The following is a 12,270-nucleotide window of genomic DNA, read 5'->3' as shown; positions in this document are numbered from 1 at the left end:
CATCAAAAACGAGACATCCCCCTCGCACACAACACCGCACACCGGAGAGTCCAGCCGCGGACTCCATCGGGTTACGGTGCTGCAGGGGTGAGTCCCCCGCAGACAAACACTTCAAACGTGCATTTGCCGGCGACGGTCGCCATCCGTAGCCACCGTCCTTGGATCGGCGACGGCACACACCTCGCCCTGGTCGCGATCGCCCTGTTTTCGGGCGGGATGGCACCCGCGGGGTGCCCTGTGGGTCCGCGGCCTCGGGAGTGTCGGCACACTTTTGACCATGTGGCGGTGCACTTTCCAGATCGCGACGTGGGCATGGTCGGCGACGTTGTGATCACGCCATATCGGCGTCTACTACTCCGGCTGTTGGCCGCGGCGTGCCCGGGCTCGGCCGGCTGCCTCCTCGACGAGGGTGTGGGCGACGTCGTTGAGTTTGCGGTTCTCGTGCTGACTGATGGTGCGCAGGGCGTGGAACGCTTCGGCGGAGGTGTAGCCGCTGCGGGCGATCAGGATCCCGATTGCGTGATCAATGGTCGCGCGGTTGGTCAGTGCCGTTTCGAGGCGCTGGGTCAGCAGTACTGCGGTGTCAAGAGCCCTGGCGTTCGCCGCCGCCACCGCCGCCGGCACCGCGAACAGCTCACCGAGTTGCGCCGAACGCTCGTCGAATGCATCTTCGAGATAGGCGTACACGTTCAGTGCGCCGATGACTCCGGCCGGGGTGACCAGGGGCAGCGCCAGCACACTGTGCACACCGAGGTCGCCCACCCGCGTGGCGAGCGCGGGCCAGCGTGATTCTTTGTGCAGCGCCCCGGACCGGACCGTGGCGCCGGAGGTGGCCGCGGTGATGCAGGGCCCCTCCCCGAGGCTGTATTGAATGCTGTCGACCTCACGCACGAAGTCGGCGCTGGCCACCACGGTGTCGGGTCGGTCTTGCTGCAGCAAGGTCACCCCGACGCCATCGGCACCTGGGATGGCCTTGACGCCGTACTCGGCGACCGCGGTCAGGGCTTGGGTCAACGTCAACGCGCCGGTACTGAGCTGGGAAAGTCCGGACACCGCCTCGGCCAGATCATCATCTTCATCGACAATGATCTGTTCCTGCGGGGTCAGCGCCATCACGGGTTCGTGGCTGTTCGAGGGGGGCGCCGGCGATGGTGTGGTGGGGGCATCAGTGGTCCGGTGGGCGGGGGGATCGGCGTCGATGAGTCGTTGCGCGACCTCGGCCAATGCGATGTTGGTGTCTTGAGACAGCTTGCGCAGCATGGTGAATGCCTGGACCGCGTCGACGTCATAGCGTTCCATGATGCGGCCTTTGGCCTGTCCGATGATATCGCGAGAGGCCAGTGCACTGCGGAATTGCTCGCTACGGCGGGACCCGGACAGGGCGATCGCGGCGTGGGTGGCGAGGTTGATCGCGAGGTTTTCGGTTGTGGCATCGAAAGCGTCTGGTGTGTTGGCGTAGAGGTTTAGCGCGCCGAGTTCCAGGCCGTCGATGTAGAGCTGAATCGCCAGCGACGACCTGATCGGCGTCTCAGCTGTCACCGCCGCTGTCAGTGTGCGCCAACGGCTTTCGGAGGTCATGTCGTCTATGCGGATGGTGTTGGCGGTCCAGATCGCTTCGAAACACGGGCCGTCGCCCAGTGTGTGTTGCAGCGCGTCGAAGTGCTCGGCGGCAGGGTCGGTGGCCGCGGTGGACTGTAGATGGATTTTCTTGTTGCGTTTGCGTACCAGGGTGACACTGGCGTAGTCGACCGCGGGGACCAGGTCCACGACGCCCGAGGTCATCTCTTCGAGTACCTGCGCAGGGTCCGGCGCTCCGACGATGGGTGGGCCATGGACGGCGCGGGCCAGCTGCGCGATGTGCCCGTTTATGCCTGCTTCGTTCTTGATCACGCTCACGGCACCCCTATCGTCAGCCCCGAACAGTTGACCTTGTCCAGTTTTTCACACCCCGGTGCCGGTGCCTCGATTGAACACCGCACGGTTGGGGTAAGTACCAGTGTGTCAGTTGCCGAGCGTTCCCCTGTCGTGGCCATCGGTGCATCCGCCGGCGGCGTCGAAGCGTTGATCAATGTCGTCGCGCATCTCCCCGCCGACCTCCCGCACGCAATTCTGGTCAGTTTGCACATGCCACCGGGCGGACGCAGTGAACTCGCCCGGATCTTGAACCGCTCGGGTCCGTTACCGGCGGTATCCGCCGAGCACGGACAGGCCCTTATCCCGGGCACCATTTTCACCGCCCGCCCCGACCACCATCTACTCCTCGACGAGGGACGCGTGCTCCTCACCGATGGGCCCACAGAGAACAGGCACAGGCCTTCGATCAACGCCCTGTTCCGGTCGGTGGCATTGCACGCCGGAACCCGGGCAACCGGCGTGCTTTTGTCGGGGGTGGGTGATGATGGCGTCGACGGCCTCCTCGCGATCGCCGCCCGTGGGGGTGTCACGGCCGCGCAACACCCCGACGACGCCGTCTACCCGACCCTGCCGTCGCATGCCATTGCTGCCCTTCGCCTCGACCATGTGGTTCCCGCGGCTGCTGTCGGCGACGTCTTGGCCGCAGAACGAAGCCGTCCCCGGCAGGTTGATCCGGATGCCCTCTATGACGACACACGCCTCGAACTGGAGAACCGGATCGCTATGGGAAGTCGCTACGACCACCGTCCCTCGACCACCGAACTCGGCTCACATTCGGGGTATGTCTGCCCGGACTGCGGGGGCTCGCTGATCGAGATGAGCCACACTCACAATTATCGATGCCGCATCGGGCATGCCTGGACCGGGCAAGCCCTACTCGATGCGCAAGACGGCGAGCTCGACACCGCTTTGTCGATGGCGCTGCGCACCCTGCACGAACGCATCAGTCTCGCCGAAGCCCTGGCCGCATCAGCCACATCGAAGCCGCTGCGCGAGCGATACCAGCACACTGCGCACCAGGCGCGCACCGCGGCGGACGAACTGGGCGCTCGGCTCGTTGAAGTGCCGCCGCCACCGGAAGACTGACCTCTCTGGCACGCAGTTCGGCAACCGTCGATCAAGGGGTCGCAAATCGCGGTCACCTCGAGCCTGCTCACGTCCCTCGGCCGGGACGATACAGTCAACGTCGCGGAACACCCCGTCTCGGATGTCAATGGGTTCAGTGCCGGAGTAGGAGGAAACTGCGTTGACCGACGATAGGGACGACAACTTCGAGGCGTTGTTGCGGTACCTGCGTGACGCACGCGGTTTCGACTTCACCGGCTACAAACGCACGTCGTTGATGCGGCGGGTGCGTCATCGGATGGAACAGGTCGGCATCAACGAATACTCGGACTATTTGGACCATCTGCAGGCCGGCGCCGATGAGTTCGTGGCGTTGTTCAACACGATCTTGATCAACGTGACCGCGTTTTTTCGTGACCCCGACGCCTGGGATGTCTTGCGCACGGTGGTGATACCGCAATTGCTGGCCCAACGCGGTCCCGAAGATTCCATCCGAGTATGGAGCGCCGGTTGCGCCTCGGGTCAGGAGGCCTATTCGTTGGCGATGTTGCTCGCCGATGCGGTCGGGCCCGAGAGTTTTCGCCAGCGCGTCAAAATTTATGCGACCGACGTCGATGAGGATGCCTTGACCCAGGCGCGGCAGGCGTCCTATGACGCCAAAGCGGTCGAAGGCATTCCTGCCGAGTATCTCGCGCGGTTCTTTGATCAGGACGGTTCGCGGTTCGTGTTCAGCAAGGAATTGCGTCGAGCGGTCATCTTCGGGCGCAACGATCTGGTGCAAGACGCGCCGATCTCGCGGATTGATCTGCTGGTGTGCCGCAACATCCTGATGTATCTCAATGCCGAAACCCAACGTCGCGTTCTCGGGCGTCTGCATTTCGCATTGGCGCCGCACGGCATCCTGTTCCTCGGCCATGCCGAGATGCTCCTCAGTCATACCGACCGGTTCACCCCGTTTGATCTGAAGAACCGGTTGTTCCGCAAAGTACCTGATCACCGCGGTGACCTGCCACGCTCAGCGGCCGACGCCATTGCCATCTCCGGTTTCGAGACCCCGGGGATGTCAGGTTTGCGTGAACTGGCTTTCCGGTACACCCCAGTCGCCCAGGTGGTCGTCACCGGCGATGAAACGGTCGCGTTGGTCAATCAGCAGGCCGAGTCGATGTTCGGGGTCTCCACCCGCGACGTCGGACGGTTGTTGCGCGATCTGGAGTTGTCGTACCGGCCGGTGGAATTGCGCGGTTACATCGAGCAGGCGAAGGTCGAGCGCCGGTCCTCGAGAATCCGCGACGTCGAATGGCTCCAGCACGGTAGCCAGCCGATCTGGCTCGAGATCCACATCAATCCTCTGGTCGATGTGGACAACGGACTGGTCGGCGTGTCCATCGCCTTCTTCGATGTCAGCGCCACCCGGGCACTGCTGGACAAAGTCGAGAACACCAACCTCCAGCTCGAAAACGCCTACGAGGAACTGCAATCGACCAACGAAGAGTTGGAGACCACGAACGAAGAACTCCAGTCGACCGTCGAAGAACTGGAAACCACCAACGAGGAACTGCAATCGACCAACGAAGAGTTGGAGACGATGAATGAAGAATTGCAGTCCACCAACGACGAACTCCAGGAAATCAACGGCGCTTTGGGCGACAAGACCGTCGAACTGATCGAGACCCGCGAATTCTTCGATTCGATCCTCGACTCCGCCGACATGGGCATCATCGTGGTCGACCGCGACATGCGGGTCGCGGTGTGGAATCGGGCCAGTGCCCAACAATGGGGAATCGCATTTGCCGAGGTGCGCGGTCAGCACCTCCTCGACCTGGACATCGGCCTGCCCACCGACCCATTGCGTCCATTGATCGGCAACGCCCTCGTCGACGAAACCTATTCACAATCAGTACATCTGGAGGCCGTCAACCGGCGCGGCCGAACCGTGTCGATTCGTGTGCGCTGCAGTCCTTTTCGTGTTCGCGACAGCGACATTCGGGGCGCCATGCTCCTGGTGTACGACGAATCCGACAACGGCCAAGGCCAGATAGCCCGTTGATCGCAAGATCACGCGCGGTCCAGGGACAGCCACTCGTCCGGTCCCAATACGGCCCATACGGTTTTGCCGTCACCGGTGGGGGTGGTGCCCCACGATTTCGACAGTGCGGCCAGCAAGGCCAACCCCGATAGTTGCAGACCCGAACCGTCAGAGGCTTCTCGCAGTACGGCCGGCGCCGGATCGCCGTCGAACGCGGCGACCGTGAGTACCTCACCCCGCATTTCCAGGCGCAAATCGAGATCGCCGTCAGTATGGGCGGCGGTGTTCTCGACCAAGACGGTCGCAACGATGCTCGCTGCCGACACGCATTCCGGGCGGCCCCAGTTTCTGAGGGTCTCTGCCACCCATTGCCGCATGTGTTTGGGTGACGTCTCGCGTGGGCGCCGCACGCGCGCACGCAAACGGCCGGCATAGGACAGCGTCCCGCTGACGGCGTCGAGTGCCTCGGCGGTGGTGGCAGCAATCGGAAGATACCTGGCTATGCCGTTGGTACGCAGAATTTTCCGGGTAACCGATGAGCTGCACACCACGGCGAGCGGAATGTTCGGCCATTGCCGGAGGTGCCACGCGGCGCTGGTCAGCACTGCCCATGCTGACGGCGCCGGAGCGGCCAGTTGATCGATGTCGACGATCACCGCGGGCGGGTCATCGGTTGCGCACTTGACGATGGCGTTGCGAAGGTCCAGATACGTCGATGCGTCGAGGGTTCCGCTCACCGACACCACGGGGACCTCGTCCCGCCACAGCAGGGTGGTGTCTAACGAAGAAATGGTCATGTACATCAGCCTCACAGCCGAGTCGTCGAAGCCACGGGCTGACGCGCAGCCGAGGTGGGGTCACAGCGTGCCGATTCAACTGTCCCACCGAGTGTACGGCCCTTGAGCCCGGGTCGACACATTCGGCGTTTCGGGCAGCGTGGTCGGCCGGGTCAGGAACGTCGCACAGCCACCGCCCACGAGCAGTACGCTGGTCGCAGCCGATACACAGCGGCGCACGATATCGCTGAGCACTCATCCAGCACGACCGGTGGCGCCGTGCACGATAGGGGAAGCAGTGGCAGATCCCGATCACCCGATTCCGACCCCCGCCGAGCGCGCCGACACCGCCGTCGCACGCGCCCGTGAACTAGGAAAACGGCGCGCCGAACTCGCCGCCGGCGCACCCTCGACACCCAGCACCGTGCAGCACGCCGAGCGACGTGCCGACGACGCCCACGACCGGGCCGCCCGCGCGCACCAGGCCGCCGCGGACCGGCATCATGACGCCGCCGACGCCCACCGTCGGGCTGCCGAATTGCATGAACGGGCAATCGCGCAAGGTCTGGGCGACGCGCAGATCCACCGCGCAGCAGCAGCGGCCCACCGGAGCGCCGCCACCGCCGACGACGTCGCTGCGAGCATCGATCAACATGACGCCGACGCCGACATCAAAGCCAAACACAACAGTGGCAGCCCTCAGTCGCCACGCGCGGGCGAATAGCGGCCAGTACGCGTCGTTGACCGTGCGCGGCACGCATTGTCGCCTGCGGCTTGTGCGCGTCAGTACTCAGGAGTTGTGGGCCGGTACCAGTTTCGGGATCAACCGAACGAAGATGACCATCCCGACCACTTCGACGAGGGTCTGGGTGACAACAACAACGGCGGCCACCTCGAATCCGGCGGGCAACGCGAGTGCCAGGGGCATCACCACGAGGGAGTTGCGGGTGGCCCCGCTGAACACCACCGAACGCCGACTGGCCATGTCGAGTGAGAACAGCGCGGCCACCAGCGCCCCGGCGCCGGCCATGACGATCAGGAAGACCACGTAAACCGGAACCACCGCAACAACATCGCGGTGGTTGCCGTCGAGTTCGGGGAGCTGTGAGCCGACCACCGCGAACAACACCACCGCCATCAGCGGGACCATGGTGGCGGTGGCCGCGGACTCGACCTGCCGAATGATCGGTGTGCGTCGCGCCGACCACTGCGTGACCCACGCCAATGCCAACGGGATGACGATCAGGAAGACGAACGCTTCGACAAACGGCCGGAACTCCACCACGTCGGTGAGATCCGGACCCATGAAAAGCCATAGGTACAGCGGGAGCAGCATCATCTGAAGCAACAGCAGAAGGGGCGTGGCGGCGATCAACCGCCGGCGGCTGCCACCGGCCAGGCCCGCGAACACGATGACGTAGTCGACACACGGACACAGCAGAACCAGCAGAACACCCACGCGGACAGCCTGTTCCGAGGGCAAGAAGCTGAACAGGGCACCGACCACGACGGGAGCCACCACAAAATTCACCAGCAGCAGCGCCGCGACGAACCGGTGATCGCCCAGAGCCCGCCCGAGGTCGGCGGCCGGGACCTGAAGGAACGTCACATAGAGCAGGGCCCCCAGGGCCGGGTTGATCACGGCGCCCAGCGCTGAATCGGATCCCGGTGCCGCCCAGGCTGCCACCGCGCCGGCCGCGATGGCACCGAGGTAGATCGCGACCTGACGCCGATCCAGCTGATCGAGAACGCTCGATGATGACTGGGACAACCCGTCGACTCCCGCTGCTCGTAGATGGCGATACCTGGGTGCCCCGGTATCTCGTGCCATCTTTGCAGACCACTTCAGGCGCGTTCGGCGACGACTGTGCACTCCGGCGCACACCCCTCACACAGTGCGGCGCGCGGTGTGGTTCACCCGGTGTTAACGTCAGCCGCTGTAGTTCGGCCGAATGACCTCGCCGATATGCGAAATGGGCTGTGGCCGAGCGATAATTGGACACATGGCCAATGCACACGACAACCTCGATGACCAGCCCGCGGACATCCTGGGCTTCGCGCGGCGGTGGTACCTGTTCGGCGGCGGATCAGCCGAGGACATCCTCGTGGAGTTCGGCATCACCGAGCACGAGTATTTCCGACGGCTCGGTGCGGTACTCGAGACCCAGTCGTTCGATCCCGGTGACGACGAGATCGAAGCTATCCGGGAGGTCGTCGCGGCCCGGCAGACCACCGACGACCACTAGCGCCGCACACCGCAGCGCGGTGGGCGGCTCCTGGGTCAGAGCGACCGGGCGATGATCGTCTTCATGATCTCGTTGGTACCGCCGTAGATCCGTTGCACGCGTGCGTCCTCGTACATCCGGCCGATCAGGTACTCGCGCATGTAGCCGTAGCCACCGTGGAGTTGCACACAGCGGTCGACAACCTCGCAGTGCCGATCGGTGAGCCAGTACTTGGCCATCGCGGCGGTGGTCGGATCGAGTTCTCCGCGCAGGTGCTGTTCGACGCAATGGTCGAAGAAGACCTGGCTGGTCAGGGCGATCGTCTGGCATTCGGCCAGCTCGAAGGCAGTGTTCTGGAACTCGAAGATGCTGTGACCGAAGGCCTGTCGCTCCTTGGTGTAGCGAACGGTCTCTTCGAGGGCACGCTTCATCGCGCCCGCCGACTGTGCGGCGATGATGAGCCGTTCCTGTCCGAGCTGGGTCATCAGCTGTGCGAAGCCCTGACCTTCCTTGTCGCCCAAGAGGTTTGCCACCGGCACCCGCACATCGGTGAACGACAACTCGGAGGTGTCGGCACCGTGCTGGCCCACCTTGTCCAGGACGCGTCCGACGACGAATCCGTCGCAGTCGCGCGTGTCGACGAGAACCAACGACACGCCCTTGGCGCCGGCCTTGGGATCCGTCTTGACCGCCAGGACGATCACGTCGGCGGTGGAACCGTTGGTGATGAACGTCTTCGAGCCGTTGATCACGTAGCTGTCGCCATCACGGATGGCGGTGGTGGTGATCGCCTTGAGGTCGGAACCGGTACCCGGCTCGGTCATGCCGAGGGCGCCGAGTAGCTCTCCGCGCGCCATCTCGGGCAGCCATTGACGTTTCTGGTCCTCGCTGCCGTATTCGTTGATGTAGTGGGCGACGATCCCACTGTGGATGCTCAACCCCATCGCGAAGTCGCCGGCATATCCCTGGGCCTCGAGTACCGCGAAGTCGTGAGCGAACGTGCCACCACCACCGCCGTACTCCTCCGGGATCGAGCACAGCAGCAGGCCGAGTTCGCCGGCCTTGCGCCACACATCCCGGTCGACGCGGCGCTGGTCGTCCCAACGCGCCGCATGGGCCATGACCTCGCGCTCGAAGAATCCGCGAGCGAGATCGGAGACGGCCTGGACCTCGTCGTCGTACCAGGACGGTGTGTGGTTGATCATCTTGTTCTTTCTGCAGGGAAAACGTGCAGGGTATTGCGGCCCCACGGTCGGCAGCGACGACACTACCCGCCGAGCGCGACGACCCCCGATTGCGATCGATGAGGGCGCCGATCGGGCGTCCACGCGGCGGTGAGTATTAGCCTGGCGGTCAGGGGATCGGGTTCGAATCCGTACCAATCGATGAGAGGCCTCATGAGTATCAAGTCAGTTCCAGCCACCGTCGACGTTGCCTGGCTGCGCGCCCATCTCGGTGAACCAGATCTCGTCGTAGTCGATTCCACAACGCATTTGCCGATCCCGAAAGACGGTCCTTACCTGCCGGAGTCGGGTCAGCAGACTTATAACGCCGAGCACATCCCCGGCGCGCTCTTCGCAGATCTGCTGACCACTTTTGCCGACACCGACAGCAACCAGGCATGGACCGTGCCGAGCTCGGAACAGTTCGCGCAGGCCGCCGGAGCGCTCGGCATCGGTACCGGCGCGACGGTGGTCGTCTACGACCAGTCGCAGGGATTCTGGGCCACCCGGTTGTGGTGGCACCTGAGACTCGAGGGGTTCGACGACGTGACCGTGCTCGACGGAGGCCTGGCGGCATGGAAGGCGGCCGGATACGACACCTCCGACGCCCTGTCGATCCCGACCCCGCGCACCTTTGTCCCCAATCGGCGCCCGGAACTGCTTCGTTCGACCGAAGATGTGTTCGCCGCGATCGACGACGAGTCGACCATCATCGTCAACGTCCTCGACGAGGCCACCTACCGCGGTGAGACCACGACCTACGCCCGTAACGGCCACATCCCGGGCAGCATCAACCTGCCCGTCTACAAGGTGCTGGACCTCGAGAATGGTGGCTTCAAACCGGTGGCGGAATTGAACGCCCTCCTCGACGAGGCGGGTGTGCTCGACACCGACAAGAAGGTGATCACCTACTGCGGTGGCGGGATCGCGGCCACCGGGGTCGCGCATGCGTTGGCGCAGGCCGGTCGCTCCGACGTCGCGATTTATGACGGATCGATGACCGCATGGGCGGCAGATCCGGACCTGCCGCTGGTCCAGGGCTCGTCACCGCGCTGATCGAGCCGTCGGGTCTCAGCAGGCGAAGTCGATCAGCGAACGACCAGGACTGGGCACTCGGAGTGGTGGATGAGGCTCTGGCTCACCGAACCGAGGACGGCACCGGTCATCTTGCCGTGACCCCGGCTACCGACAACCACCAACTGTGCCTCTTGTGAGAGCTTCTTGAGGCCCTTGGCCGGCCCCTGGTCGGTGTAGACCTTGTGGATGTGCGCGCCGGGGAACTCCTTGCGCAGAGGCGTGAGGAGTTCGTCCATCTTCTCTTCCTGATTCGACTTCAGCAGGTTCATCAGGTTCCAGTCGACGGGACCCTCGCCGTACCCGAGTCCGAGCGCGGGACCGGTTTCCCACATGTGGGCCACGGTCACCGGCGCGCCCAGGGTGTCCGCGACGTAGAACGCTGCACGCATGGCCCGGATGGAATTCTCGGACTCGTCGACACCGACCACGACCGGTAACGGCTCACCGGTTCGGGTCGCCTTGATCTCGCGCCAGACCACGACCGGACACTTCGCGTGATTGACGATCCGGATGACGTGGCCACCGAGCACGAGGTCGCTCGCGGCGCTGTGCCAGTGCGCCCCGACGACGATCAGGCGCGCGGTCTCCGAGCTCTCGGCGAAGACGGTGGGCACCGAGTCGTTGACGATCCGGCGGTCGATGGTCAGGTCCGGATGGTGTTCACGCACGGCGTGCTCGGCGTCGTCGAGTTTCTTGTTGCCGTCGGCGGCGAGTTCTTCGGCTAGCGACTCCGGGCTGAACACCATCGCGTTTGCGAAATACCATTCGAGCCGGGGGATGGCGTGCAGCAACTGCAGGAGAGACCCGCTACGGGCGGCAAAGTCCGCTGCCCATCGGGCGGCGCCCAAAGAGCCCTCAGAACCGTCGATACCGACAACTACCGGTGCGCTGCTTGCCTCGGCGTTCATCCCACATCCTCGTCTCATCCATCACTGCCGGACCTGGCGTTCGAGTGCCCGGTTCGGTTCGAACTCTATGCGCGCGTGCGCGAGGTATCAACGAACGGTGGGCCGAACAGCTCATCCAGGGAGTGCGACACCCTGGCTCACCATCGTCGCCGCACCTAAGGTGAATGCGGTGAACAAACAGGGAGAACTCGGGGCGTACTTGCAGGCCCGACGCGCAGCGGTGACGCCCGCAGACGTCGGGATGCCGGGCTCGACCGGTCACCGGCGGGTGGCCGGGCTCCGTCGTGAAGAGATCGCCACCCTTGCCGGGGTGAGTGTGGACTACTACGCGCGCCTGGAGCAGGGGCGTGAGCGACATCCGTCCGCTGCGGTGCTGAATGCGCTGGCGCGGGCTCTCCGGCTCGACAGCGGTGGGAGAGAACACCTTTTCCGGCTTGCCGACGTCGCTTTCCATCCCAGCCCGGTGCCCAGACGCGCGCGTCCGTCGCCGAAATTACAGATCATGCTCGATGCCTGGACCGACACCCCGGCGATGATCATCAATGACAGGCTCGATGTTCTGGCCTCGAATGCCCTTGCCGGTGAGCTGTATTCGCCGTTCGAGAGTTTCGACAATGTGGCGCTGATGGTGTTCCTGGACCCGGCGGCGCCGACGTTCTTTGCCCGATGGCATCATTCGGCCGAGACCTGTGCGGCCAACTTGCGAACGGTCATCGGCCGCGACGGGTCTGACGGCGAACTGCGGGATCTGCTGGAGAAACTCCTTACCAGCACCGAGTTCCGCCGGTACTGGAAGCGCCATGAGGTCCGGGGAAAGATGTCGGAGTCCAAACACTTCGTGCACCCGGACGCCGGTGAGTTCGTCTTGGACGTCCAGGTGTTCGATGTTCGGGAAGCGCCTGGGCAGCAGCTGATCGTGTACTCCGCGGAACCCGGTACGCCGGCCCGTGACGCTCTTCGTCTTCTGGGGGCGCTGGCGGCGACCCGTTCGCAGGCGGCCGAACCCGAATCCCGCCGCGGCTGATCTGAGTCCGACTGCTGTCCAAGGCTGGGTGT

General features: G+C 64.4%; 11 protein-coding genes. 6 read left to right on the top strand and 5 right to left on the bottom strand.

The features are described 5' to 3' along the window. Positions 1 to 351: 351 nt before the first annotated feature. Complete coding sequence (locus AC51GR_RS08365; protein WP_496324171.1) at positions 352 to 1,896, bottom strand: ANTAR domain-containing protein; 1,545 nt, start codon at positions 1,894 to 1,896, stop codon at positions 352 to 354. 129 nt (positions 1,897 to 2,025) lie between these two features. Here AC51GR_RS08365 and AC51GR_RS08360 point away from each other — a divergent pair, with 129 nt between their 5' ends. Both AC51GR_RS08360 and AC51GR_RS08355 read left to right on the top strand, forming a co-directional pair. Next, complete coding sequence (locus AC51GR_RS08360) at positions 2,026 to 3,000, top strand: chemotaxis protein CheB (RefSeq protein WP_496324170.1); 975 nt, start codon at positions 2,026 to 2,028, stop codon at positions 2,998 to 3,000. Positions 3,001 to 3,160: 160 nt separating this feature from the next. Continuing rightward, positions 3,161 to 5,026 (top strand): CheR family methyltransferase, encoded by a 1,866-nt coding sequence (locus tag AC51GR_RS08355; protein ID WP_496324169.1) that lies wholly within the window; start codon positions 3,161 to 3,163, stop codon positions 5,024 to 5,026. 8 nt (positions 5,027 to 5,034) lie between these two features. Here AC51GR_RS08355 and AC51GR_RS08350 read toward each other — a convergent pair whose 3' ends face one another. Next, entirely contained in the window at positions 5,035 to 5,802 is a 768-nt protein-coding gene (locus AC51GR_RS08350) for an STAS domain-containing protein (protein ID WP_496324168.1), read from the bottom strand. Between the two features lie 277 nt (positions 5,803 to 6,079). On the opposite strand from AC51GR_RS08350, the gene AC51GR_RS08345 reads away from it, so the two are divergent. Further along, the gene (locus tag AC51GR_RS08345; RefSeq protein ID WP_496324167.1) at positions 6,080 to 6,505 is read left to right on the top strand and encodes a hypothetical protein; all 426 of its coding nucleotides are present in this window, start codon (positions 6,080 to 6,082) and stop codon (positions 6,503 to 6,505) included. A 66-nt stretch (positions 6,506 to 6,571) separates the two neighbouring features. Here the strand turns inward: AC51GR_RS08345 and AC51GR_RS08340 are convergent, their stop codons facing one another. After that, positions 6,572 to 7,519: a bile acid:sodium symporter gene (locus AC51GR_RS08340; RefSeq protein ID WP_496324613.1), complete on the bottom strand. Its 948-nt coding sequence runs from the start codon at positions 7,517 to 7,519 to the stop codon at positions 6,572 to 6,574. A 265-nt stretch (positions 7,520 to 7,784) separates the two neighbouring features. Between AC51GR_RS08340 and AC51GR_RS08335 the strand changes: the two genes are divergently transcribed. Next, on the top strand, positions 7,785 to 8,027 hold the full coding sequence (locus AC51GR_RS08335; RefSeq protein ID WP_496324166.1) for a DUF3263 domain-containing protein: 243 nt from the start codon (positions 7,785 to 7,787) through the stop codon (positions 8,025 to 8,027). Between the two features lie 35 nt (positions 8,028 to 8,062). Here AC51GR_RS08335 and AC51GR_RS08330 read toward each other — a convergent pair whose 3' ends face one another. After that, a complete protein-coding gene (locus tag AC51GR_RS08330; protein WP_496324165.1) occupies positions 8,063 to 9,211 on the bottom strand; it encodes an acyl-CoA dehydrogenase family protein in 1,149 nt (382 codons plus the stop codon). A 192-nt stretch (positions 9,212 to 9,403) separates the two neighbouring features. Here AC51GR_RS08330 and AC51GR_RS08325 point away from each other — a divergent pair, with 192 nt between their 5' ends. Next, the gene (locus tag AC51GR_RS08325) at positions 9,404 to 10,285 is read left to right on the top strand and encodes a sulfurtransferase (protein WP_496324164.1); all 882 of its coding nucleotides are present in this window, start codon (positions 9,404 to 9,406) and stop codon (positions 10,283 to 10,285) included. Between the two features lie 32 nt (positions 10,286 to 10,317). Here the strand turns inward: AC51GR_RS08325 and AC51GR_RS08320 are convergent, their stop codons facing one another. After that, positions 10,318 to 11,214 carry a universal stress protein gene (locus tag AC51GR_RS08320; protein ID WP_496324163.1) on the bottom strand — a complete coding sequence of 299 codons (897 nt, stop codon included), beginning with the start codon at positions 11,212 to 11,214 and terminating at the stop codon, positions 10,318 to 10,320. 169 nt (positions 11,215 to 11,383) lie between these two features. Here AC51GR_RS08320 and AC51GR_RS08315 point away from each other — a divergent pair, with 169 nt between their 5' ends. Then, the gene (locus tag AC51GR_RS08315) at positions 11,384 to 12,238 is read left to right on the top strand and encodes a helix-turn-helix transcriptional regulator (RefSeq protein WP_496324162.1); all 855 of its coding nucleotides are present in this window, start codon (positions 11,384 to 11,386) and stop codon (positions 12,236 to 12,238) included. Positions 12,239 to 12,270: the final 32 nt, after the last annotated feature.

The organism is Williamsia sp. z71 (genome assembly GCF_059553375.1).
The sequence above is the reverse complement of the archived record's forward strand: the minus strand, read 5'-3'. Positions and strand labels throughout refer to the sequence as shown.